Here is a 24,924-nt window from a genome sequence, read left to right on the forward strand (position 1 = left end):
CGAGGGGTGAACGCTGAAGCCCCCGGCGACCCCGGCCGTATCGTCCTGCTCACCGCCAGCCACCGGGTGGCCCCGGGACTGCTGTCCTGGCCCGCCTGGCAGACCCTGCACGCGGCGGACCGGGTGGTGTGCGGGGAACAGCACCATCCGCAGCTGCCGTACCTCCGCGAGGCGGGCGTCACGGTCGGCCACGGGGTGCCGACCGCCCAGGAACTCGTCGACGACTGCGTGGGCGGCCGGACCGTGGTGGTGCTGGTGGGCGGCGAGGGGAACCAGCCGCTGACCGACGGGCTCGCCCGGCTCGGCGGCTCGGGCCGGGTCCAGATGCCGGACCTGGAGCTGCTGCCCGGTTCGTACGACCTGCCGGGCGCCAGGCTCCTCGATCTGATCCAGGTCATGGACCGGATCAGGCGCGTCTGTCCGTGGTCCTCGCAGAAGACGCACCAGGGTCTCGCCAAGTACGCCATCGAGGAGGCGTACGAGCTCGTCGAGGCGATCGAGGACGGCGACCGGGACGAACTGCGCGAGGAGCTGGGGGACGTCCTGCTCCAGGTCGTCTTCCACGCCCGGATCGCGCAGGAGGACCCCGACGAGCCGTTCGACATCGACGATGTCGCGGCCGGCCTCGTGGAGAAGCTGATCCACCGCCACCCGCACGTCTTCGGCGACGAGACCGCGGAGACCCCCGAGGACGTCCACGCGCACTGGCAGCGCACCAAGGCGATCGAGAAGCAGCGCGACTCGGTCACCGAAGGCGTACCCCTCGGCCAGCCCGGCCTGGCGCTGGCGGCCAAGCTCGGCAGCCGCGTCCGCGTCGCCGGGCTCGATGTCCCGCTCCCGGCGGGTGACTCCATCGGATACGAGCTCCTCGCCCTCGCCGTACAGGCCGAGAGGGACGGAGCCGACCCGGAGGCCGCCCTGCGCGCGGCGGCCCGCACCTATCGCGACGCGATCCTGGCGGCGGAGGGCGGGGAGAAGGCGGCTAACGTCGAGGGGTGAACGACAGCCCCGCCGCAGCCGCAGCAGACACCCCCGCCGAAGGCCCTGCGGGCAACCCCTCCGGAACGCCCGCCGAAGGCCCTGGCGGCAACCCCTCCGGGCCTCCTCCCGGAGACACCCAGGCCACCCCTGGTGCCGAAGCCACCCCCGCCGGCTGCCCCGTGGACCACGGGGCAGCGGTCCCCGGGGCCCCCGCCGCCCCCGAGCTCTTCACCTGGGAGTTCGCGACCGACCCCTACCCCGCGTACGCCTGGCTCCGCGAGCACAGCCCCGTACACCGGACGACCCTGCCCAGCGGGGTCGAGGCGTGGCTGGTGACCCGGTACGCGGACGCCCGGCAGGCACTCGCCGACGCCCGGCTGTCCAAGAACCCGGCGCACCATGCCGGATCGGCGCACGCCAAGGGCCGGACGGGCATCCCGGGGGAGCGCAAGGCGGAGCTGATGACGCATCTGCTGAACATCGATCCGCCGGACCACACCCGGCTTCGCCGCCTCGTGGCCAAGGCGTTCACCCCGCGCCGGGTCGCGGAGTTCGCGCCCCGCGTGCAGGAGCTGACCGACCGCCTCATCGACAACTTCATCGAGGAGGGGAAAGCCGACCTCATCCACGACTTCGCTTTCCCGCTGCCCATCTACGCGATCTGTGACCTGCTCGGCGTCCCGCCGGAGGACCAGGACGACTTCCGCGACTGGGCGGGCATGATGATCCGGCACGGTGGCGGCCCGCGCGGCGGCGTGGCCAGGTCCGTGAAGAAGATGCGCAACTACCTCGCCGAACTGATCCACCGCAAACGGGAGAATCCGGGTGACGACCTGATCTCGGGGCTGATCCGGACGAGCGACCACGGCGAGCACCTCACGGAGAACGAGGCCGCCGCGATGGCGTTCATCCTCCTCTTCGCCGGCTTCGAGACAACGGTCAACCTCATCGGCAACGGGACGTACGCCCTGCTGCGCAACCCCGTCGAGCGCGAACGGCTTCAGCGTTCGCTCGCCGCGGGTGACACGGACCTCCTCGCCACCGGTCTGGAGGAACTGCTGCGCTACGACGGCCCGGTGGAGCTCGCCACCTGGCGGTACGCGACCGAGCCCGTCACGCTCGGCGGGCAGGAGATCGCCGCCGGGGACCCCGTGCTCGTGGTCCTCGCCGCCGCCGACCGGGACCCGGAACGATTCCGCGATGCGGACACTCTGAACCTCGCACGGAGTGACAATCAGCACCTCGGATACGGGCACGGCATCCACTACTGCCTGGGGGCACCGCTCGCCAGGCTGGAGGGACAGACCGCGCTGGCAACGCTGTTGAAGCGGCTGCCTGACCTGCGGCTCGCTGCGGATCCTGCCGATTTGCGGTGGCGCGGCGGGCTCATCATGCGCGGACTGCGCACCCTTCCGGTGGAGTTCGCCCCGGGATCGCCGGCCGCGCAAGGTGACGCTCTGTCAACTCTGTGACTTTTACGTGATCTCCGCTGCATCGACTTGTGACACACGTTCGAGTCCCGCTAAGTTCACCGTTCACCACAGCAGTCACATGTTTCAGTCACACGGAAGGCATTCCCATGGGCTCCGCGAACGGCAGACACCGCCGCCCTCGCCAGGCACCCGCCATCGTCGTCGCCGCAGGCGTGACGGGATCGGCCATCGCCATTCCGCTGCTCGGCGCGACCGGTGCGCACGCCGCTGACGCCTCGACCTGGGACCGGGTCGCCGAGTGCGAGAGCGGCGGCATGTGGAGCGCGGACCTGGGCAACGGCTTCTACGGTGGCCTCCAGTTCTCCCAGGACACCTGGTCGGCGTACGGCGGCCCGGCGTACGCGCCCCGCGCCGACCTCGCCAGCCGCTCGCAGCAGATCTCCGTGGCGGAGAAGGTCCTGGCGGACCAGGGTCCGCAGGCCTGGCCGAGCTGCGCGGTGATCTCAGGGCTCGCGCCTGACGGGTCGCTGCCGGGTGTCGACCCGGGCGACAGCCCCTCCGCCGGCCTGACGGACGGGCTCTTCCCGTCCGACGACGCGGCCGGCACCTCGTCGGACAGTGCGACGAAGAAGGCGAACAAGAAGGGCGATTCGGCCAAGTCCGGCGAGTCGGGCGCGGCGAGCGAGTCCGACAAGAACGGCGAGACCGGCGATTCGCCCGGCTCCGAGGACTCCGGCACGACGGCCCCGCCCACCACCACACCGGCCCCCGAGGCGTCCGAGGCTCCGGCCGACGCGGACCAGGGCGGCGGCAAGCACCGCGGCGCACCGGCGCCCGAGGCGAGCCAGGAGACGGGCCGGGACGGGCGCGACTCCGGACGTCACGCCTCGCGTGGGGACGGCCAGGCCCGCGACGCGGGTGCGCCGAGCGCCGACGGCGAGTACACCGTCCGGCCCGGCGACAACCTCTGGGCGATTGCTGACGCACAGAAGGTTCCCGGCGGCTGGACCGAGCTGTACGAGACCAACAAGAGCGAGCTGGGCTCCGACCCGGACCTGATCCTCCCCGGCCAGAGCCTCGATCTGGGGCCGCTGGACGCCGCGGAGGGCTCCGAGAGCAACTGATCCAATTCGGGAAAACGCCCCAAATTCAGGGGTAGTTCAGAGGCCTATGTCCACTTATGCGTAAGTGAGACATGGGTCTCTTTGCTTCAACTGGCCTGGTGTGCCCGGGTGATGCGTCCGGGGCCGCTCCGACCTGCGGAAACGTTCTTTCCTCCAGGACGAGAAAAACCCGTATGGCCGGTATGTCCCTCTTTGAATGTCGGGGTTGCCTATGTTTACGGTCGGAACCGCTCGCACCGCGGGCCCCGTCGACCGTCACGCCGAATCCTGCCGTCGGTCGAAGGGAACAGACGCGTAAAGCGCCGTAGGCAGGAGCGGGGGACCCAGGTAAGCGCCGGGCCCGATCGTCGGGAGACGACTCAGGACCGGCTTGGGGTTAAGTCGCGTGCTAGGACATGCGACCGGGCAACTCACTTGGCCCGAACCCGACAGCTCACCTCGTAGGCGTCGGTGAGGAGAAGCTCCATGCTGTTTTCCAGCAAGGCCAAGCACCGCCGCCCGTCCAAGGCCGCCCGTGTCGCCACGCTCGCCGGTGTGGCCGGTGCCGCGATCGCCGTCCCGCTGATGGGCGCGACCAACGCCTCCGCCGCCTCCGTCGCCACGTGGGACGCCGTCGCGCAGTGCGAGTCCGGCGGGAACTGGTCCATCAACACCGGCAACGGCTACTACGGCGGTCTGCAGTTCTCGCAGTCCAGCTGGGCCGCCGCCGGCGGCACGCAGTACGCCGCGCGCGCCGACCTCGCCAGCAAGTCGCAGCAGATCGCCGCCGCCGAGAAGCTTCTCGACCTGCAGGGCCCGGGTGCCTGGGCCTGCGCCGGCGCCGGCAACCTGACCAACGACGGCGTGGACCCGGGTGTCGACACCGGCTCCACGGAGAGCGGCGCCGAGCAGGAGCCGCAGCAGCAGGCCCAGCCGGAGCGCAAGGCCGAGCAGCCCACCACGCGCAGCGAGCAGCGCACCGCGCCGAAGACCGTCACCACCCCGACCGGCGAGAAGGTTGCGAAGGGTGACGGCGAGTACAAGGTGAAGGCCGGCGACACCCTCAGCAAGATCGCCGAGAAGCAGGACGTCAAGGGCGGCTGGGAGAAGCTGTTCGACCTGAACGACGACATCGTCAAGGACGCCGACCTGATCTTCCCGGGTCAGCAGCTCCACCTGACGAAGTAGTACCTGGGACTCTCCTCCCGACCGGAGGGGGTGTCCGGCGGCATCCCTCCCGCTCAGCTCCCGGCCCGGTGCGCTCTCCCCCGTGCGCGCCGGGCCGGGTCTTTTCACCCGGTGGCGCCGGCCCGGGCACCGGCCGCTGACGCCCGAGTGTTCAAGTGTTGTAGTTACTGGGCAGTAATTTTCTGGAGCTTTGCCCGCGAATGCATACCCTTGGGTCCTTTTTCGTCCCAGGGGACGGGCGCCCGGCTGGCCGATGGAGCCCGGCCGGATAGGCTCATGCCGCAAGGCCACAGTGACCACGGTGACCCTGCACAACCAGTGTCATATCCCAGAAGGAGATGCCTCGTGCCGTCCATCGACGTCGTCGTAGCCAGGGAAATCCTCGACTCCCGGGGCAACCCCACGGTCGAGGTCGAGGTTGGCCTCGACGACGGCAGCACGGGACGTGCTGCTGTTCCGTCCGGCGCCTCCACCGGTGCGTTCGAGGCCATTGAGCTTCGCGACGGAGACCCCAACCGTTACATGGGCAAGGGCGTGGAGAAGGCCGTCCTCGCCGTCATCGAGCAGATCGGCCCGGAGCTCGTCGGGTACGACGCCACCGAGCAGCGCCTCATCGACCAGGCCATGTTCGACCTGGACGCCACCGAGAACAAGGGCTCGCTCGGCGCCAACGCCATCCTCGGCGTCTCGCTGGCCGTCGCGCACGCCGCCTCCGAGGCGTCCGACCTGCCGCTCTTCCGCTACCTCGGCGGCCCGAACGCGCACCTGCTGCCCGTTCCGATGATGAACATCCTGAACGGCGGCTCGCACGCCGACTCCAACGTGGACATCCAGGAGTTCATGATCGCGCCGATCGGCGCCGAGTCGTTCTCCGAGGCCCTGCGCTGGGGCGCGGAGGTCTACCACACGCTGAAGAAGGTCCTGAAGACCAAGGGCCTGTCCACCGGTCTCGGTGACGAGGGCGGCTTCGCCCCGAACCTGGAGTCCAACCGCGCCGCCCTGGACCTCATCGTCGAGGCCATCAAGGAGGCCGGTTACGTCCCCGGCCGCGACATCGGCCTCGCGCTCGACGTCGCCGCGTCCGAGTTCTACAAGGACGGCGTGTACGAGTTCGAGGGCAAGTCCCGCTCGGCCGCCGAGATGACCGAGTACTACGAGGAGCTCGTCTCCGCGTACCCGCTCATCTCCATCGAGGACCCGCTGTACGAGGACGACTGGGCCGGCTGGAAGGTCATCACCGACAAGCTCGGCTCCAAGGTGCAGATCGTCGGCGACGACCTCTTCGTCACCAACCCGGAGCGCCTGGCCCGCGGCATTGAGGAGGGCTCCGCGAACGCCCTGCTCGTGAAGGTCAACCAGATCGGTTCCCTGACCGAGACCCTGGACGCCGTCGAGATGGCCCAGCGCAACGGCTTCAAGTGCATGATGTCGCACCGTTCCGGCGAGACCGAGGACGTCACGATCGCCGACCTCGCCGTCGCCGTGAACTGCGGTCAGATCAAGACCGGCGCCCCGGCCCGTTCGGACCGTGTCGCCAAGTACAACCAGCTGCTGCGCATCGAGGAGATCCTCGACGACGCCGCGGTGTACGCGGGCCGCTCGGCGTTCCCCCGCTTCAAGGGCTGATCACCGGCTCCCGGGGCTGACCGCAGGCCCGTCGCGGGCCTTAAGTCACCAGCCTCCGTCCGTCCCCGCACTCGGTCCCGTACCGTGTGCGGGGACCGACGTGTGTAATGGGGAGGCGTGAGAGATGGCCGGGAAGGACCGCGACCGGTTCTCCACCGCGACCAGGCTGCGACTGCTCGGTGAGCAGACCGCGGCCCGCGTCTACCGGTCCCAGAACCGCCGCCAGGCCCGCCGCTCGCGGCTCACCGGGCGCGCCGCGTTCCTCGCCCTGGTCGTCTGCTCGCTCGTGGTCGCGCTCGCGTACCCGATGCGGCAGTACGTCTCCCAGCGCGACGAGATCGCCGACCAGGAGCGTCTCTCGCAGGAGGCGCTCCGGCGGACCGAGGAGCTGCGCGACGAGAAGGCGCGGCTCAAGGACGACGCCTACATCCGGCGGCTGGCGCGCGAGCACCTCCATTACGTACTTCCGGGGGAGACCGGCTACACCGTGGTCGACCCCGGCGCGGCCGAGGACCGCCGCGGGGAGCCGGGCACGACGGACCGCCCCTGGCACTCGAACCTCTGGGACGGCGTGGACACCGCCGACCGCGACTGACAGGCACCACCCGCAGCCCGCATGACCCGCACCACCCGCACCATCTGAGAAGCACCTTCGAGCAGAACCAAGGCAGGCATGGAAACCCCCCCTCCGCAGACCGAGTCCACCACGCCCACCGACGCGGACATCGCCGCGTTCCAGCAGCAGCTCGGGCGCCCGCCGCGCGGACTGCGTGCCATCGCGCACCGCTGCCCGTGCGGCAACCCGGACGTGGTCGAGACGCAGCCCCGTCTGGAGGACGGCACGCCGTTCCCGACGACCTTCTACCTGACCTGTCCGCGTGCCGCCTCCGCGATCGGCACGCTGGAGGCCAACGGGGTCATGAAGGAGATGACCGAGCGTCTGCAGACGGACCCTGAGCTCGCCGCCGCGTACCGCGTGGCGCACGAGGACTACATCGCCCGCCGTGACGCCATCGAGGTCCTGGAGGGCTTCCCGAGCGCGGGCGGTATGCCGGACCGCGTGAAGTGCCTGCACGTCCTGGTCGGCCACTCGCTGGCGGCCGGCCCCGGGGTGAACCCGCTGGGCGACGAGGCGATCGCGATGCTGCCGGAGTGGTGGGCGAAGGGGCCGTGCGTCTCGCCGTGCGGCGCCGACGGGTCCTGACCTCCCGCACACCCCTGGGCTCCGCCCCGGCCCCGGTCCTCGACAACTCCGAAGCCCCTGTGGCGCTTGAGGAACGGGGGCCGGGTGCCGGAGCACCCGCAACCACGACCACAGGAGCCCCATGACCCGCGTTGCCGCCATCGACTGCGGTACCAACTCCATCCGCCTGCTCGTCGCCGACGCCGACCCGGCCACGGGCGAGCTCACCGAGCTCGACCGCCGGATGCAGATCGTGCGCCTCGGCCAGGGCGTCGACCGGACCGGGCGGCTGGACCCCGAGGCGCTGGAGCGCACCTTCGGTGCCTGCCGCGAGTACGCCGCGGTCATTCAGGAACTGAAGGCCGAGCGGCTCCGCTTCGTCGCCACCTCGGCCTCGCGCGACGCGGAGAACAGCGACGAGTTCGTCCGCGGTGTCCTGGACATCCTGGGCGTGGAGCCCGAGGTCATCACCGGTGACCAGGAGGCGCAGCTCTCCTTCGACGGCGCCACCAAGGAGCTCGCGGGCAGCGACCACCTGCCGAAGCCGTATCTCGTTGTGGACATCGGCGGCGGCTCCACCGAGTTCGTGGTCGGCGACGACGAGGTCCGTGCGGCCCGTTCCGTGGACATGGGCTGCGTACGGATGACCGAGCGTCATCTGGTCCAGGACGGCATCGTCGTGGACCCGCCCACCCCGGACCGGATCGCCGCGATCCGCGCGGACATCGGCGCCGCGCTGGACCTGGCGGAGGAGACCGTGCCGATCTCCCGGGCCGCCACCCTCGTCGGCCTGGCCGGCACGGTCACCACGGTGGCCGCGATGGCCCTGGAACTGACGGAGTACGACCCCGAGGCGATCCACCACTCCCGGGTCTCCCTCGAGCAGGTCCAGGAGATCACCGCACGGCTGACCGGCTCCACGCACGAGGAGCGGGCCGCGATCCCCGCGATGCACCCGGGCCGTGTCGACGTGATCGCGTCGGGCGCGCTGATCCTGCTCGCGGTGATGGAGCGGACCGGAGCCCGTGAGGTCGTGGTGAGCGAGCACGACATCCTGGACGGCATCGCGCTCTCGGTGGCCTGAGCCGTCCGGCGGGCCGGTGCATGTTCCAGGGCCGCTGACGCTCGCTCATACGCACTGCGGCCTGCACCTCTGAGCCCTCCGGGGATGCTCGCGAGGCCCCTTCCGGGGCCCGCCGCGACGAACTTCGTGATTTCCTTCACAAGGAATTCGGCCCGGTTGGGCCCCGTTCGGCCCTCCGGGGGCCGCGACGGCCCCCGGAGGGGCCTCAGGAGGCGGGTCCGGCTGGGTTCCGCGCACGTTGCGCGCGGATGGACCGAAGCCGTGGTTCGAGCCTTCCAGGGACGTAACGTCCAGCTCACAGCGGTGAACAACGTCCGCTGAGGTGCCGTGGTTCCCCCCTGGCGCCATGACCTGGGTCACGTGGGCGGCGGAGTGTAGCAGAAGGGCGCGGATACCTTGTGAAGGGGCTCACGAGCAGGGGTCCCGAGGGGGGTGGATACTCGATGGCATGAGCACCACGGAGCGTCCCAGGATCCTCGTTGTAGGCGGTGGGTACGTAGGCCTGTACGCAGCTCGTCGCATTCTGAAGAAGATGCGCTACGGGGAGGCGACCGTCACGGTCGTCGACCCTCGCTCGTACATGACGTACCAGCCCTTCCTCCCCGAAGCTGCTGCCGGCAGCATCTCCCCTCGGCATGTCGTCGTCCCGCTGCGACGCGTCCTGCCGAAGGCCGAGGTGCTCACCGGTCGCGTCACCACGATTGACCAGGACCGCAAGGTCGCCACGGTCGCGCCGCTCGTCGGCGAGGCCTACGAGCTGCCCTTCGACTACCTCGTCATCGCGATGGGCGCGGTCTCCCGTACCTTCCCGATCCCCGGCCTCGCCGAGCAGGGCATCGGCATGAAGGGCATCGAGGAGTCGATCGGCCTGCGCAACCACGTCCTGGAGCAGCTGGACAAGGCTGCCTCGACGACCGATGAGGACGTCCGCCGCAAGGCGCTGACGTTCGTCTTCGTGGGCGGCGGTTTCGCCGGTGCGGAGACCATCGGCGAGGTCGAGGACATGGCCCGGGACGCGGCGAAGTACTACTCCAACGTGAAGCGCGAGGACATGCGCTTCATCCTCGTCGACGCCGCCGACAAGATCCTTCCCGAGGTCGGCCCGAAGCTGGGCGCGTACGGCAAGGAGCACCTTGAGGGCCGTGGTGTGGAGATCTACCTCTCCACCTCCATGGACTCGTGCGTCGACGGTCACGTCGTGCTGAAGAACGGCCTGGAGGTCGACTCCAGCACCATCGTGTGGACGGCCGGCGTGAAGCCGAACCCGGCGCTGGCCCGCTTCGGTCTGCCGCTCGGCCCGCGTGGTCACGTCGACACCTCCGAGAAGCTCCAGGTGCAGGGCACCGACTACATCTGGGCCGCGGGCGACAACGCCCAGGTTCCGGACCTGGTCGGCCGCAAGGCCGGCAACCCGAACGCCTGGTGCCCGCCGAACGCGCAGCACGCGCTGCGTCAGGCCAAGGTCCTCGGCGACAACGTCATCTCCGGGATGCGCGGCTTCCCGCAGGGTGACTACAGCCACGCCAACAAGGGTGCGGTCGCCGGTCTGGGCCTGCACAAGGGCGTCGCGATGATCGTCGTGGGCAAGGTGAAGATCAAGCTCAAGGGCCGTCTCGCCTGGTACATGCACCGCGGCTACCACGGCATGGCGATGCCGACCTGGAACCGCAAGATCCGCATCTTCGCCGACTGGACGCTTGCGATGTTCCTCAAGCGCGAGGTCGTCTCGCTGGGCGCCATGGAGACTCCGCGCGAGGAGTTCTACGAGGCCGCCAAGCCGGCGCCGGCTCCGGCCGCCGCCAAGGCCGAGGGTGAGAAGGCCAAGGCCTCCTGACCCGGGCCACACCGTTCCACGCCCGAAGGGGCCGTCCGCCATCCGTGGTGCGGGCGGCCCCTTCGGCGCGTCCGGACCTGCCGGGTTCCCGGCCTCCGGGGGTGCGGGCCGCAGGGAGTGCGGATAGATGTGGTGTGCAGGTATTTTGCGGTTCCATTGCGCGGCAGCGGGATGACTTGCGGCCCGGGCGCTGTTGACCGAGGTGTACCTCGTCACGGCCCGAGGTGTCGTGACGTGGTTTCAGGCATGTTTGTGGAAATTTGAGCATGTTGGGAAACACCACCACGGAGGTGTGCGCCATGCCAGACGCCGCGTCGCGGCTGACCGCTCTCGCCGAAGAGTTGCTGGGAGAACCCCTGCCGGTTCGCATCCGGGCCTGGGACGGAAGCGAGTCCGGGCCGCCGGGTGCCCCCGTCCTCGTGATCCGTCACCGCCGTGCGCTGCGCCGGCTGATCTGGAAGCCGGGCGAACTCGGGCTCGCGCGCGCCTGGGTGGCCGGTGAGATCGACGTCGACGGAGATCTCTACGAGGTCCTCGACCGGCTCGCCGCCCTGCTCTGGGAGCGCGGCGCCGACGCCAAGGACTCCGTCCACCCCGTCCGCGACCCGAGGGTCCGCGCCTTCGCCCGGGGTCTCCTCCAGGTGGCCGGCCCCTGGCCACCGCCCGCCCCGCCCGTCGAGGAGGTACGCCGCCGGGCGGGCCCGCTGCACACCAGGCGCCGTGACAAGGAGGCCATCAGCCACCACTACGACGTGGGCAACGACTTCTACGAACTGGTTCTCGGCCCGTCCATGGTCTACTCCTGCGCCTACTGGGAGGAGAACGGCACCCTGGAGGACGCCCAGCGCGACAAGCTCGACCTGGTCAGCCGCAAGCTCGGCCTGAAGGAGGGCGACCGGCTCCTGGACGTCGGCTGCGGCTGGGGCTCGATGGCGATCCACGCCGCCCGTGAGTACGGCGCCCTGGTCACCGGAGTGACCCTCTCCGCGGAACAGGCCGCCTACGCCCGCAAGCGCATCGCCGAAGAAGGGCTCACCGACCGGATCGAGATCCGGGTCCAGGACTACCGGGACGTCAGGGACGGTCCGTACGACGCGATTTCCTCGATCGGAATGGCCGAGCACGTCGGCACGGTCCGCTTCCGCGAGTACGCCGACCACCTCTACGCCCTTCTCAGGCCGGGCGGCAGGCTGCTGAACCATCAGATCGCCCGGCGGCCCGAGAAGGACGAGTCCGCCTATCACATCGACGCCTTCATCGACGCCTACGTCTTCCCCGACGGCGAACTGGCCCCGGTCGGCCGGACCGTGGCCACCCTGGAGGAGGCCGGCTTCGAGGCCCGGGACGTCGAGGCGATCCGGGAGCACTACGCCCTGACCCTGCGCCGCTGGGTCACCAACCTGGAGCGGCACTGGGACGCCGCCGTACGGGCCACCTCGCCCGGCCGCGCGCGGGTCTGGCGGCTCTACATGGCGGCTTCCGCACTGTCCTTCGAGCGCAACAGGATCGGTGTCAACCAGATCCTCGCGGTGCGACCGGAGGAGGGCGGCCCCGCCCGTATGCCGCTGCGTGTCCGCGACTGGCGGGCCACGGAGGGCTGAGCCCGCACACCACGAGGGGCCGGCGTCCGCACCCGCGGACACCGGCCCCTCGCGCGCTCCGGGCGGGTGTCACTCGGTCTTGATCGCCGTCAGCATGTTCAGCTTCGCGGCGCTGCGGGCCGGCCACAGCGAGGCCAGCACGCCCACCAGTCCCGCCAGCGCCAGGAACAGCGCGAGCCGGTCCCACGGGATGACGAGCGCGTACTGCGGGATGGACGGGGCCAGCGTCTGGCCGATCGCCCAGCCCAGGAACGTACCGAGTCCCACGCCGACCAGTGCGCCGAAGACCGAGATGACCACGGCCTCCAGCCGGATCATGCGCTTCACCCGGCGCTTGTCCAGACCGATGGCGCGCACCATGCCGATCTCCTGCTGCCGCTCGAACACCGACATCGCCAGGGTGTTGACGACGCCGAGCACCGCGATGATCAGAGCCATCGCCAGCAGGCCGTACATGATGTTCAGCGCCGTGTTGACGAAGCCGCCGAACATGTCCCGGATGTCCTGCCGGTCCATGATGCTCATCGCGGGGTTGTCACCCAGCGCGTCGACCACGACCTGCTCGTTGGCCTCGCTGGCGCCGCCGTCCATCTTCAGGTAGATCTCGCGGATCTCCGGGTGGGCGCTGTGCGCGTCGGCCACGGCCTTCGGCACGAGGATGGGGGAGAGGAACTCGTTGTCCTCGTAGAGCGCCCCGACCTTCAGCTTCCCCTTCTTCTCGTCCTCGTACGTCACGGTGACCGTGTCGCCGGCCTTCCAGCCGTTCGACTTCGCCGTCTTCTCGGAGACCGCGATCCCGCCGTCGGCGAGCGTGTCCAGCGATCCGGACAGTGTCTTGACCGCCAGCACCTTCTGTATGTCCCCGGGGGTGACCCCGGAGGCCGAGTAGCCCGAGCTGCCCATTTCGAGCCAGACGGCCTGCTGGGGAGAGACGGCCGAGATGCCGTCCGCCTTCTCCAGCGCCGTGAGTGCCGACTCGTCGAGCGAGTCGCCGTTCGCCATCGAGACCATGTAGTCGGCCTTGATGTTGTCCGTCGTCATCCGGTCGACGGCCTGGCCGAGCGTGACGCCCAGCACCGAGATACCGGTGACGAGGGTCAGACCGATCGCCAGCGCGGAGGCGGTCGCTCCGGTGCGCCGGGGGTTACGGACCGCGTTCTGCGCGGCCAGCTTCCCGGAGACGCCGAACAGCTTCATCAGCAGGGGACGCACCAGGGCGATCACCGGCCGGGACAGCAGCGGGATGAGGATGATGACGCCGATCAGCGCCAGGAAGGCGCCGCCGGCGATGAGCATCTTGCCGTCCTTGCCGGCCGCCGCACCCGCGACGATCCCGGCCGCGCCGAGCAGGGCGAACACCGCGCCGATGGAGTTCCTCACGACCAGCGACCTGGTGGTGGCGACGGCGTGCACGCTGCTCATCGCCGCCACCGGCGGGATCTTCGCGGCCCGGCGGGCGGGCAGCCAGGCGGCCAGCACGGTCACCAGGACGCCGACGCCGAGCGCCGCGGCGATCGCGGTCGGGGAGATCACCAGCGGACCCGCCGGGATCTTCGCACCGGTCAGGCTCATCGCCGAGCGCAGCCCGACGGCGAGCCCGAGGCCGAGCAGGAAGCCGGTCACCGACGCGATCGCGCCGACCACGCCGGCCTCCAGCAGCACGGAACGCTTCACCTGGCGGCGCGAGGCACCGACGGCCCGCATCAGGGCCAGCTCCCTGGTGCGCTGGGCGACCAGCATGGTGAAGGTGTTGGCGATCAGGAAGACGCCGACGAAGAGGGCGATGCCGGCGAAGGCGAGGAGCATCGTGTTGAGGTTGTTGAGCTCCTTCTTGATCTCCGCGGCCTGCTCGTCCGCGAGGACCTTGCCGGTCTCGGCCTCGGCGGACTTCGGCAGCAGCGGCTTGACCGCGTCCAGCAGCTGCTGGGCGGAGGCGCCGGGCGCCGCGGAGATCGTGACGTTCTGGAAGACGCCGGGCTTGAGGTAGAGCTTCTGGGCGACCGCGGTGTCGAACAGGACCAGGCTGCCGCCCGCGTTGACGGCGCCGTCCTCGGTGGTGAAGACACCGGAGAGGGTGAACTCCTTCACAGGTCCGTTCGTGGCGACCCGTACCGGGTCACCGACGCGGTAGTCGCCCTTGTCCGCCGAGTCCTTGTCCAGTGCGACCTGGCCGGGCTCGGTGGGACCCGTGCCGTCGGTGAACGCGTACTGGGCGTCCTCGCCGTTCCTGCCCGGGGCGAAGTTCGCCCCGGTGTTCGACCAGCCGTTGCCGATGAGCTTGCCGTCGGTGTCGGCGACGCCCGCGAAACCGGAGACGCGGCCGGTGGCGACGGCTACGCCCTCCAGCGCCTGGATCTTCTTCAGCGTGGCGGCGTCGACGCCCGCGACCTCCTCGTCCTGCTTGGAGGCGTAGGTGGTGACGGCGACGGCGACGTCGTCGTAGCTCTTCGCCGACTGCTTGCGGAAGGCGTTGCCGAGGGTGTCGGTGAAGACCAGGGTGCCGGAGACGAAGGCCACGCCGAGCATCACGGCGAGCACGGTCATCAGGAGCCTGGCCTTGTGCGCGAGGACGTTGCGCAGGGCGGTTCGGAACATGTCTGTAGTCCTGGGATGGGTTCCGGAAGGGGGACGGGACAGCCGGCGTTACGTCAGCTGGTGCGGCCCTTCGCGTCGAACGCCTTCATCCGGTCGAGGACACCGTCGGCCGTGGGGTGCATCATCTGGTCGACGATCGCCCCGTCGGCGAGGAAGATCACGCGGTCCGCGTACGAGGCGGCCACCGGATCGTGGGTCACCATCACCACGGTCTGGCCGAGCTCGCGCACAGAGTTGCGCAGGAAGCCGAGGACTTCGGCGCCGGAGCGGGAGTCGAGGTTGCCGGTGGGCTCGTCACCGAAGATGATCTCGGGCTGCGAGGCGAGGGCGCGGGCCACCGCGACGCGCTGCTGCTGACCGCCGGAGAGCTCGGTCGGCCGGTGCTTCAGCCGGTCGGCGAGCCCTACCATGTCGATGACCTTCTGGAGCCAGGCGGCGTCGGGCTTGCGGCCCGCGATGTCCATGGGCAGCGTGATGTTCTCCAGTGCCGACAGCGTCGGCAGCAGGTTGAACGCCTGGAAGATGAAGCCGATCTTGTCCCGGCGGAGCTGGGTGAGCTGCTTGTCCTTGAGGGACCCCAGCTCGGTGTCGCCGATCCGTACGGAACCGCTGCTGAAGCTGTCGAGCCCGGCCACGCAGTGCATCAGCGTGGACTTGCCGGAGCCGGAAGGCCCCATGATCGCGGTGAACTCGCCCTGCGGGAAGTCCACGGTGACCCGGTCCAGGGCGATCACCTGGGTCTCACCCTGGCCGTAGACCTTCGACAGCTCCGTGGCGCGGGCAGCCACCGCGGTGGCGCGGTGAACGGTGGGGGTGGTGGTCACAGGGACACTCCTGGCTCGGACTTCGTACGGGACCCCTCCATCGTCGCCGCCGAATACCGCCGGGTCGTCAGTCCCCGTGCCCGTTCCCGGGGCCCTCTTGAGTCGCACCGGCAGGGCCGCGGCGTACTCCTGGGGTATGACACCGACCCTGAGAAGCTCCGCCCTCAGCGGGGCGGGGCGGTCGAGCCGCGCGGTACGAGACGGGCCGTGGCGTCCTGGAATCCCGGCGTCGGACCCTCCGTCACCATCGTCAGCAGGGTGCGGGCCGCGTGGGTCCCGTACGCCGGGATGTCCCGGCTCAGTGCGGTCAGCGGGGGGCGGACGACCCGGGACAGCTGGGAGTCGTCCCAGGCGACGAGCGAGAGATCGCCGGGCACGTCGAGCCCCATCTCCTGGGCGACGGAGAGCCCGGCGACGGCCATGATGTCGTTGTCGTAGACGACGGCGGTCGGCCGGGACGGCGAGCTGATCAGCCGCCGGGTGGCGTGTGCGCCCTCCTCGCCCGAGTAGTCGGTGTGCACCACCACCGGCGCGTCCAGCCCCAGCTCGGCCGAGATCTCCTGCTGCGCCCGGTCGCGCAGCCGGGTGTGGATCAGCTCGGGCAGCCCGGCGACCCGGGCGATGGAGCGGTGACCGAGCGCGCTGAGATACGTCAGGGTGTCCCGGAGCGCCGCCGAGTCGTCGGACCAGACGGGGGTGAGGGAGCCGGCCGCCGAAGGATGGCCGATCACGACGGCGGGCATCCCGAGCTCGGCGACGCCCTCGATGCGCGGGTCGGGGGAGCGCACGTCGGCGAGGAACACCCCGTCCACCCGGCCCTCGCCCCACCAGCGGCGGTAGACCTCCAGCTCCTGGGCGGGGTCGGTGACGACCTGGAGGAGCAGGGCGCAGCCGCGGGCGGAGAGTTCGGTCTCGATGCCGCTGATCAGTTCCATGAAGAACGGCTCCACCCCGAGCAGCCTGGCCGGCCGGGACAGCGCGAGGCCGACCGTGTCGGCCCGTGCGTGGGTCAGCGCGCGTGCCGCGCTGTTGGGGCGCCAGCCGATCTCCTGGGCGATGGCCTTGATGGTGGCGCGGGTCGTGGGGGAGACACCGGGGCGGTCGTTCAGCGCGTAGGACACCGCGACCTTGGAGACCCCGGCGCGGCGCGCGATGTCGGCGATCGTGGGGCGGTGCTTGGGCATACGACCTCGCTTAACCGGTTCGTTTTCGGGGGCATTCTATCCGCAGGTCCGGAGCCTGTGTCTTCCTACAGGTGGTCAAGACCTTTGCACGATCGGCTGACAAAGTGCAATGGGAGCGCTCCCGCACTCTTGACACGACTGTGGGCCCCCCATACCTTCACGGCACTTACCCGGTTCAGTGACTCCGCTCGGCACAGGGACGGCGGGGGAAGAGGAGGGGCTATGGGTATGCGTACCCGGGCACGGCTGACCGCCGTACTCGCCGTGTTGGGACTCGCCGCGACCGCGTGCACGGGGGGCGGCTCGTCGGGGGGTTCGGCCGGACCCGGCGGCAAGGGTGGCTCGCTGCCCCGCAACGAGACGCTCTACACGACCGGCACCCAGTGGGGCCCGCCGGCCAACTACAACCCGCTGCGCAACTGGGACCACGCCACGGGCACCAAGGGCCTCGTCTACGAGACGCTCTTCCACTTCGACCCGGACGCGGGCAAGCTGACGCCCTGGCTGGCGGAGTCGGGCGCGTGGACCGGTGACAAGACCTACGACGTGACGCTGCGTACGGGGATCACCTGGGCCGACGGCAAGCCGCTGACCGCGAAGGACGTGGCGTACTCCTACGGCCTCGGCAAGATCGAGGCGTCCGCCTTCCACTCGCTGTGGAGCTGGCTCGCCGACGCCGAGGCGGTGGACGCGACGACCGTGCGCTTCACCTTCAAGGAGGCCCGCTATCAGGAGTGGGACTTCACCCTCTTCGGCCAGCCGGTCGTCCCTGAGCACATCTGGAACGGCCGCAGCGACGAGGAGATACTCAACGGCGTCAACGACAAGCCCGTCGGCACCGGCGCGTACAAGCTCAGGAGCAAGACGCAGGACCGCGTCGTGTGGGAGCGGCGCGAGGACTGGTGGGGCGTCAAGACGCTCAGCATGAAGCCGGCTCCCCGCTACATCGTCGACGTCTCCAACCCGAGCAACGAGGTGGTCATCGGCCAGCTCGGCCAGGGGCAGCTGGACCTCAGCAACAACTTCCTGCCCGGCGCCTCCTCGCTGATCAAGAGCAAGAAGGTCGTCTCGTACTACGACGAGGCGCCCTACATGCTCTCCGCCAACACCGCCTGGCTGGTGCCCAACACCACCAAGAAGCCGATGGACGACGCGGCCTTCCGCCGGGCACTCGCCTCGTCGGTCGACACCGGGAAGATCGTCAAGGGCGTGTACGGGGATCTGGTCAAGCCCGCGTCCCCGACCGGCCTGCTGCCGCAGTGGGAGCAGTTCGACGACAAGGCGCTGATCGCCGGGAAGGGCTTCGGGCACGACGTGGCGAAGGCGAAGAAGGAACTCGCCGACGCCGGTTACAAGGACACCAACGGGGACGGCTTCGTCGAGAACAAGGACGGTTCCACGATCAGCCTCAAGCTGGCCGTGCCCTCCGGCTGGACCGACTGGATGGAAGCGGCCAAGGTCATCGCCGCGGGCGCCGAGGAAGCGGGCATCCAGGTCGCCACGGAGTTCCCCGACCAGAACGCGCTCAACGAGCGGCGCGGCAAGGGCGACTTCGACCTCGTCATCAACAACGAGCGCCAGCTGTCCAACACCCCGTGGACGTACTACGAGTACATGTTCCAGATGCCCGTCCAGAAGCAGCAGAACACGGTGAACTTCGGACGCTACGAGAACGAGGAAGCCTGGAAGCTGGTGAAGGAACTCGGTGGTGTGAAGACCGACGACGCGGCGGGCATGAAGACGGTCATCTCCAGGATCCAGGACATCCAGCTGTCCGAGATGCCCATCATCCCGCTCTGGTACAACGGCCTCTGGTCGCAGTCCACCACCGGCACCTGGACGAACTGGCCCTCGGACGCGAGCGGAGCGCCCAAGACGGCTCCCGCCCTCTGGCGCAACTGGCTGGAGATGGGCGGCTTCGAAACGCTCACCCAGCTGAAGCCCGCGAAGTGACACGGCAGTTCTGACTCCATGACCGCCCCGCCGTGCGCGCGCCGACCTGACCAGGCGCGTCCACGGCGGGGCTCTCCACCAGGGGAGCACCCTTGCGCCGCTATTTCGCCCGCAAACTTCTTGTCTACGCACTGACCTTCGTCGTCGCCGTGACCGTCAACTGGATGATCCCGCGTTTCATGCCCGGTGACCCGGTCGCCGCCATGGTGGCCCGCGCCCGGGTCTCGCAGCCCGAGGCCGCCGAGGCGATGCGTACCTACTACAACAACCTCTTCGGCTTCGACGAGCCCCTGTGGCAGCAGTACCTGCACTTCTGGGGCGCCCTGCTCCAGGGCGACTTCGGGATCTCCATCTGGGTCTTCCCCACGCCCGTCGGCGACGTCCTGCTCGAAGCGCTCCCGTACACGCTCGGTCTGATGATCCCGTCCGTCCTGCTCAGCTGGTTCGTGGGCAACTGGATCGGCGCGCTGTCCGCACGCCGCAAGGTCCTCGACAACACGGTGCTGCCGGTCGGCTATCTGCTGACCGCGATGCCGTACATGTGGATCGCCGTCATCCTGGCCTGGGCGCTCGGCGGCCAGGCCGGCTGGTTCCCCCTGTCCGGCGGGTACAGCCTGGACATCCAGCCCGGCTGGAACACCGACTTCGCGCTGGACGCGCTGCACCACTGGGTGCTGCCGTTCCTCTCGCTCTTCCTCGTGGCGCTCGGCGGCTGGGCCATCGGGATGCGCAACATGATCATTTACGAGCTGGAGTCGGACTACTCCGCCTACCTCTCGGCCCTCGGCGCACCCCAGCGGCTGATCCGCCGCTACGCGTTCCGCAACGCCGTCCTGCCCCAGGTCACCGGACTCGCCCTCCAGCTCGGCGTCCTGGTGGCGGGCGCCCTCGTCACCGAGATCGTCTTCGCCTACCCGGGTCTCGGCTCACTCATCCTGGCCGCGATCCAGAACCAGGACTTCTTCCTGCTCCAGGGCGCGTTCCTGTTCATCGTCATCGGCGTACTCATCGCCAACTTCCTCATCGACATCGTGTACGTGCTGGTCGACCCCCGCACCCGTACGGGCATGGCAGGAGGCACCTCATGACCACACTGCCCGACCCGGCACCCGTGACGGCCGAGCCGCCCGCCGCGAAGCCCGGCGGCGAATCGCTGCACTACGCCGTCCGCAACCCCAAACTGATCATCGGCTTCTCGCTCGTCGTGATCCTGCTCGCCATCGGCCTCGCCGGCCCGCTGCTGATGGACGGCGGCAACCCCAACGAGTACGTGGGCCCGCAGGCCGCCGCGCCCGACGGCACGTACTGGATGGGCACGACCACCTTCGGCCAGGACGTGTACGCGCAGTTCGTGCACGGACTGCGGGCGACCTTCCTGGTGGGCGTCGTCGGCGGTGCGATCGCCGCGGTCATCGCCATGCTCGTCGGCTTCCTCGCGGGCTACCGGGGCGGCATCGTCGACGAGATCCTCAACATGCTCACCAACGTCGTCCTGGTGATCCCCGCACTCGCCGTCCTCCTGATCATCAACGCCTACCTGGGCGTGCGCAGCGTCGCCGTGCAGGGCCTGTTCATCGGGCTCACCTCGTGGCCCTGGGCGGCGCGGGCGATCCGCGCGCAGACGTTCTCGCTGCGCACGCGGGAGTTCGTGGACCTGGCGCGGCTCAGCGGCAGCGGTACCTGGCGGATCGTCTTCCGCGAGATCGCGCCCAACATGAGCTCGTACCTCTTCATGATGTTCATCCTGCTCTTCGGCGGCTCGATCCTGATCGCCTCCTCCCTCGACTTCATCGGGCTCGGCCCCACCGAGGGCGTCTCCCTCGGCCTGATGCTGCAGAGCGCCCAGCAGTGGAGCGCGCTCCAGCTCGGCCTGTGGTGGTGGTTCATCCCGCCCGGCGCCGGAATCACCGCGATCGTCGGCGCGCTCTACGTCGCCAACGTCGGCCTCGACGAGGTCTTCAACCCGAAGCTGAGGGAGTCGTGAGCACATGACCCTGACCGTCAACGACCTGCGGGTCCACTACCGCACGCTGCGTGGCGAGGTCCGGGCCCTGGACGGCGTCGGCTTCGACCTGGCCGACGGCGAGATCCTGGGCCTGGCGGGTGAGTCCGGCTGCGGCAAGACCACCCTCGGCAAGGCACTGATCCGGCTCGACGGCCGGATGAGGCACGCGGGCGGCACCGTCACCCTGGACGGCGACGAACTGCCCCTCTCCGACGACCGAGCCATGAACGCCTACCGCTTCCACAAGATCTCGCTCGTCCCGCAGTACTCGATGAGCGCCCTGAACCCGACCCGGCGCATCGGCCGCATGATCCGCGAGCTGCTCGCCTCGCGCGGGGTCGCCGTGGACACCGACGAACTGCACCGCCGTCTCGCCCTGGTGGGACTGGACCCCGACGTCCTCGACCGCTATCCGATCGAGCTGTCGGGAGGCATGAAGCAGCGGGCCGTCATGGTCATCTCCACCCTGCTGAACCCCTCGGTCCTCATCGCCGACGAGGTCACGTCCGCACTGGACGTCTCCAACCAGCAGGCCGTCGTCGGCGCACTCACCGGGCTCCGCGACAAGGGCCTGGTCACCAGCATGATCTTCGTGACCCACGACCTCGGTCTCACGTCGCACATCGCCGACTCGATCATGGTGATGTACGCGGGCAAGCTCGCCGAGAAGGCGCCTGCGAAGGTCCTCACGACCGCGCCCCGCCACCCCTACACGAAGATGCTGATCGGCTCGCTGCCCGAGGTCGGGGCCCGGTACGCCGACAAGCCGCTCAGCGGCATCGCGGGTTCACCGCCCTCCCTGCTGAACCCACCGGCCGGCTGCCGCTTCCGCGACCGCTGCCCGCTCGCCGACCACCGGTGCGCCGAGGAGCCCCCGGTCGTCGAGATAGCCCCCCGCCACTCCGTCGCGTGCTGGAAGGCGGCCTGATGCTGACCCTCGACCGTGTCACCAAGACCTTCCGGGCCGGCGCCTTCGGCGGCGGCTCCGTCACCGCCGTCGACCGGGTGTCCTTCGAAGCCGCACCCGGCGAACTGGTCTCCCTGATCGGGGAGAGCGGCAGCGGCAAGTCCACCATCGGCCGCATGGTCCTCGGCCTCACCGAGGTCAGCGCGGGCAGCCTCACCCTGGACGGTGAGCGGGTCAGGCCGGGCAAGGACTTCTACCGGCGGGTCCAGGGCGTCTTCCAGGACCCCTTCAGCTGCTACAACCCGGTCTTCAAGGCCGACCGCGTCTTCGCCCTGATCCGCCGCGCCTACCACCCGGGTGCCGGCGACAAGGAGTGGGCCGACCGCGTGGAGAGGGCCGTGCGTGACGTACGCCTGGACCCGGGCCAGGTGCTGGGGCGTTACCCGCACCAGCTCAGCGGCGGCCAGCTCCAGCGCCTGCTGATCGCCCGCGCCCTGCTGCTCGATCTGCGCTTCCTCGTCGCGGACGAGATCACCAGCATGCTCGATGCCTCCACCCGCATCGACGTCCTCAACCTGCTGGCCGGCCTCAAGGAGCGCGGGCTCGGTGTCCTCTACATCACCCACGACCTCTCGCTGGGCACCTATCTCGCCGAGAAGACCGTCGTGCTGCGCAGCGGCCGCGTCGTCGAACGGGGCGACACCGAGAAGGTCTTCGGCAACCCCCTGCACCCCTACACCCGCACCCTCCTGGCCGCCGTGCCCCGGCTGAACCAGCCCTGGACCGCGGCCGTCCCCGTGGACGCCTGCGCCTTCCACGAGGGCGGCGCCGCACCCGGAGACGGCCTCCACGAGACCGAGCCCGGTCACTTCGTGGCCTGCGCCGGACTCCCCGACTGCGGAAGGACCTCCGCGTGACCCCCCGCCGCCTGCCCCTGCACGAAGGCTGGACGCTCACCGCCGACGGGCCCGTGCCCCTGGAGCTTCCCGCCGGAGGCGTCCCCGCGACCGTGCCCGGCTGCGTCCACACCGACCTGCTGGCCGCCGGACTCGTCGAGGACCCCTACCTCGACGACAACGAGACCCGGCTCGGCTGGATCGGCCGCACCGACTGGACGTACCGCACCTCCTTCGACTGGACCGACGACGGGCACACGGAAACCGATCTGTGCTTCGACGGCCTCGACACCGTTGCCACGGTCCTGCTCAACGGCACGGAGATCGGCACCACCGCCAACCAGCACCGCAGCTACCGCTTCGCCGTCCGCCCCCTGCTGCGCGAGGGCGCCAACACCCTCGACGTACGGTTCACCGCGCCGTACACCTATGCCGAGGCGCTGCGCGACAAGCTCGGCGACCGGCCAGGCGCGTACACCGAGCCGTACGCCTTCATCCGCAAGATGGCCTGCAACTTCGGCTGGGACTGGGGGCCGACCCTGGTCACCTCGGGCATCTGGCGGCCGGTCGCCCTGGAGTCCTGGACGGCACCCCGGATCGCCGGGGTGAAGGTGCTCGCCGACCTCGACGGGGGCGGGGTACCGCGCCTGGCGCTCACCCTGGACACCGACAGGGACGGGCCGCTGGATGCGGTGGTGGAGGTGGCGGGGGAGCGCGCCGCGCTCACGGTTCCCGCAGGTGAGCGCCGCGCCACCGTCACCCTGTCCGTGCCGGGTGCCGAGCGCTGGTGGCCGCACAGCCATGGCGGGCAGCCGCTGTACGACGTCACCGTCCGGCTCGGCGACCACGTCTGGAGCGGTAGGACCGGCTTCCGGGGGGTCACGCTGGAACGCGAGGCGTTCCGCGTCCACGTCAACGACGAGCCGGTGTTCGTACGGGGCGTGAACTGGATCCCCGAGGACTGCTTCCCGGCCCGGGTCACCCGGCGGCGGATCTCCGAGCGCTTCGACCAGGCGATCGCCGCGGGCGTCAACCTGATCCGGGTCTGGGGCGGCGGACTGTACGAGAGCGACGACTTCTACGAGCTGGCCGACGAGAAGGGCCTGCTGGTCTGGCAGGACTTCCCGTTCGCCTGCGCCGCCTACCCCGAGGAGCAGCCGCTGTACGACGAGGTGGCCGCCGAGGTCCGCGAGAACCTCGTCCGGCTCGCCCCGCACCCCTCCCTCGTCCTGTGGTGCGGCAACAACGAGAACCTGGAGGGACACGCCGACTGGGGCTGGCAGGAGGAGCTGGAGGGCCGCACCTGGGGCCACGGCTACTACCACGAGCTGCTGCCCGCCCTCTGCGCCGAGACCGACCCCACCCGTCCGTACTGGCCGGGTTCGCCCTACTCGGGCTCCCCGGAACTGCCCCCGCAGGACCCCGCCCGGGGCACGGTCCACCTGTGGGACGTCTGGAACCGCGTCGACTACGCCCACTACGCCGACACCGCCCACCGCTTCGTCGCCGAGTTCGGCTTCCAGGGGCCGCCGGCGTACGCCACGCTGCGCCGGGCCGTCAGCGGCCCGCTCGATCCGCTGTCCCCCCTGCTCGCCCACCACCAGAAGGCGCAGGACGGCGACAGCAAACTGCTCCGGGGCCTGGGGGACCATCTCCCGCAGCCAGGCACCTTCGACGACTGGCACTGGCTCACCCAGCTGAACCAGGCCCGCGCCGTGGCCTTCGGCATCAGCCACTTCCGCTCCCACACCCCGTACTGCATGGGCTCGATCGTCTGGCAGCTCAACGACTGCTGGCCGGTGGTGTCCTGGGCGGCCGTGGACGGCGACGGCCGCCGCAAGCCGCTCTGGTACGCGCTGCGCAAGGTGTACGCGGACCGGCTGATGACCGTGCGGGACGGGGCCCTGCACCTGGTCAACGACTCGGCCCGGCCCTGGGAGGGCACGCTGCGGATCAGCCGGCACGGCCTGGACGGTGCCCTGTTGGCCGAGGAGGAGACCGTGGTCGCCACGGCCGCGCGCGGGGTGAGCCGGGTGCCGCTCCCGGAGTCCGTCGCGCGTCCGGGGGACGGCAGCCGGGAGGTACTGGTGGCGCGGCTCGGCGAGCAGCGGGCGTTCCACTTCTACGAGGAGGACACCCGGCTCGCCCTGCCTCCGGCGCGGTACGAGGTGGCGGTCACGGAAGGTGACGGACCGGGGACGGGATACCGGGTGGGGGTCACCGCTAAAACGTTCCTGCGCACGCTCGCGCTCTTCCCTGACCGGCTGGACCCGGCCGCCGCGGTGGACGACATGCTCGTCGATCTGCTGCCCGGCGAGAGCGCCGTGTTCCACGTCACGGGAGCGGTGCTGGAGAACCCCTCGGCCCTGGGGGCCCGGCCGGTTCTGCGGTGCGTCAACGACACGATGACCGGCTGAGGTGGCGGAGCCATGGCGAATGGTGGCGCGGCCCTGGCGTGCTGGGCCGTCCGGGTGCGGCGACTTTCCGTCAATCCCGTGCGAGGGGGCTTGCGGGCCGAGGTCCGGAC

At 70.1% G+C, this 24,924-nt stretch carries 19 protein-coding genes and 1 riboswitch; of the genes, 16 read left to right on the plus strand and 3 right to left on the minus strand.

The genetic code is table 11. The features are described from left to right. Positions 1-6: 6 nt before the first annotated feature. The 10 genes from AB0C82_RS20765 (at position 7) to AB0C82_RS20810 (ending at position 12,033) form a co-directional block, all read left to right on the plus strand. A complete protein-coding gene (locus AB0C82_RS20765) occupies positions 7-999 on the plus strand; it encodes a nucleoside triphosphate pyrophosphohydrolase (RefSeq protein WP_362843964.1) in 993 nt (330 codons plus the stop codon). Between the two features lie 161 nt (positions 1,000-1,160). Further along, entirely contained in the window at positions 1,161-2,453 is a 1,293-nt protein-coding gene (locus AB0C82_RS20770) for a cytochrome P450 (RefSeq protein ID WP_362844232.1), read from the plus strand. A 107-nt stretch (positions 2,454-2,560) separates the two neighbouring features. Continuing rightward, the gene (locus AB0C82_RS20775) at positions 2,561-3,538 is read left to right on the plus strand and encodes a transglycosylase family protein (protein WP_362843967.1); all 978 of its coding nucleotides are present in this window, start codon (positions 2,561-2,563) and stop codon (positions 3,536-3,538) included. A 290-nt stretch (positions 3,539-3,828) separates the two neighbouring features. After that, a riboswitch (cyclic di-AMP (ydaO/yuaA leader) is annotated at positions 3,829-4,000 on the plus strand. Between the two features lie 3 nt (positions 4,001-4,003). Next, on the plus strand, positions 4,004-4,705 hold the full coding sequence (locus tag AB0C82_RS20780; RefSeq protein ID WP_362843970.1) for a transglycosylase family protein: 702 nt from the start codon (positions 4,004-4,006) through the stop codon (positions 4,703-4,705). A gap of 345 nt (positions 4,706-5,050) precedes the next feature. Further along, complete coding sequence (eno, locus tag AB0C82_RS20785) at positions 5,051-6,331, plus strand: phosphopyruvate hydratase (RefSeq protein ID WP_185300405.1); 1,281 nt, start codon at positions 5,051-5,053, stop codon at positions 6,329-6,331. A gap of 124 nt (positions 6,332-6,455) precedes the next feature. Beyond that, on the plus strand, positions 6,456-6,926 hold the full coding sequence (locus AB0C82_RS20790) for a septum formation initiator family protein (RefSeq protein WP_362843974.1): 471 nt from the start codon (positions 6,456-6,458) through the stop codon (positions 6,924-6,926). 78 nt (positions 6,927-7,004) lie between these two features. Next, positions 7,005-7,535, plus strand: coding sequence for a DUF501 domain-containing protein (locus tag AB0C82_RS20795; RefSeq protein ID WP_362843977.1), 531 nt, complete (start codon positions 7,005-7,007; stop codon positions 7,533-7,535). 121 nt (positions 7,536-7,656) lie between these two features. After that, positions 7,657-8,598 carry a Ppx/GppA phosphatase family protein gene (locus tag AB0C82_RS20800; protein WP_362843979.1) on the plus strand — a complete coding sequence of 314 codons (942 nt, stop codon included), beginning with the start codon at positions 7,657-7,659 and terminating at the stop codon, positions 8,596-8,598. Between the two features lie 448 nt (positions 8,599-9,046). Then, the gene (locus AB0C82_RS20805) at positions 9,047-10,432 is read left to right on the plus strand and encodes an NAD(P)/FAD-dependent oxidoreductase (protein ID WP_362843981.1); all 1,386 of its coding nucleotides are present in this window, start codon (positions 9,047-9,049) and stop codon (positions 10,430-10,432) included. Between the two features lie 299 nt (positions 10,433-10,731). After that, positions 10,732-12,033: a cyclopropane-fatty-acyl-phospholipid synthase family protein gene (locus tag AB0C82_RS20810; protein WP_362843984.1), complete on the plus strand. Its 1,302-nt coding sequence runs from the start codon at positions 10,732-10,734 to the stop codon at positions 12,031-12,033. A gap of 69 nt (positions 12,034-12,102) precedes the next feature. Here the strand turns inward: AB0C82_RS20810 and AB0C82_RS20815 are convergent, their stop codons facing one another. The 3 genes from AB0C82_RS20815 to AB0C82_RS20825 form a co-directional block, all read right to left on the minus strand. Continuing rightward, a complete protein-coding gene (locus AB0C82_RS20815) occupies positions 12,103-14,628 on the minus strand; it encodes an FtsX-like permease family protein (protein ID WP_362843986.1) in 2,526 nt (841 codons plus the stop codon). A gap of 53 nt (positions 14,629-14,681) precedes the next feature. Further along, on the minus strand, positions 14,682-15,452 hold the full coding sequence (locus AB0C82_RS20820; protein ID WP_362843989.1) for an ABC transporter ATP-binding protein: 771 nt from the start codon (positions 15,450-15,452) through the stop codon (positions 14,682-14,684). Between the two features lie 164 nt (positions 15,453-15,616). Continuing rightward, positions 15,617-16,636, minus strand: coding sequence for a LacI family DNA-binding transcriptional regulator (locus tag AB0C82_RS20825; protein ID WP_362843991.1), 1,020 nt, complete (start codon positions 16,634-16,636; stop codon positions 15,617-15,619). A 222-nt stretch (positions 16,637-16,858) separates the two neighbouring features. Here AB0C82_RS20825 and AB0C82_RS20830 point away from each other — a divergent pair, with 222 nt between their 5' ends. The 6 genes from AB0C82_RS20830 (at position 16,859) to AB0C82_RS20855 (ending at position 24,814) form a co-directional block, all read left to right on the plus strand. Further along, positions 16,859-18,589: an ABC transporter substrate-binding protein gene (locus tag AB0C82_RS20830; RefSeq protein WP_362843994.1), complete on the plus strand. Its 1,731-nt coding sequence runs from the start codon at positions 16,859-16,861 to the stop codon at positions 18,587-18,589. Positions 18,590-18,681: 92 nt separating this feature from the next. After that, positions 18,682-19,677, plus strand: a complete 996-nt coding sequence (locus tag AB0C82_RS20835; RefSeq protein ID WP_362843997.1) for an ABC transporter permease — start codon at positions 18,682-18,684, stop codon at positions 19,675-19,677. Then, entirely contained in the window at positions 19,674-20,573 is a 900-nt protein-coding gene (locus AB0C82_RS20840) for an ABC transporter permease (RefSeq protein WP_362844000.1), read from the plus strand. Before AB0C82_RS20835 ends, AB0C82_RS20840 begins: the two co-directional genes overlap by 4 nt. A gap of 4 nt (positions 20,574-20,577) precedes the next feature. Further along, positions 20,578-21,522 (plus strand): ABC transporter ATP-binding protein, encoded by a 945-nt coding sequence (locus tag AB0C82_RS20845; protein WP_362844002.1) that lies wholly within the window; start codon positions 20,578-20,580, stop codon positions 21,520-21,522. Continuing rightward, entirely contained in the window at positions 21,522-22,418 is an 897-nt protein-coding gene (locus AB0C82_RS20850) for an ATP-binding cassette domain-containing protein (RefSeq protein ID WP_362844005.1), read from the plus strand. The genes AB0C82_RS20845 and AB0C82_RS20850 overlap by 1 nt, the downstream gene beginning before the upstream one ends. Next, positions 22,415-24,814 carry a glycoside hydrolase family 2 protein gene (locus AB0C82_RS20855; RefSeq protein WP_362844009.1) on the plus strand — a complete coding sequence of 800 codons (2,400 nt, stop codon included), beginning with the start codon at positions 22,415-22,417 and terminating at the stop codon, positions 24,812-24,814. Before AB0C82_RS20850 ends, AB0C82_RS20855 begins: the two co-directional genes overlap by 4 nt. Positions 24,815-24,924: the final 110 nt, after the last annotated feature.

It is taken from the genome of Streptomyces sp. NPDC048560, assembly GCF_040650955.1.
In the GTDB taxonomy this organism is placed as follows: domain Bacteria; phylum Actinomycetota; class Actinomycetes; order Streptomycetales; family Streptomycetaceae; genus Streptomyces.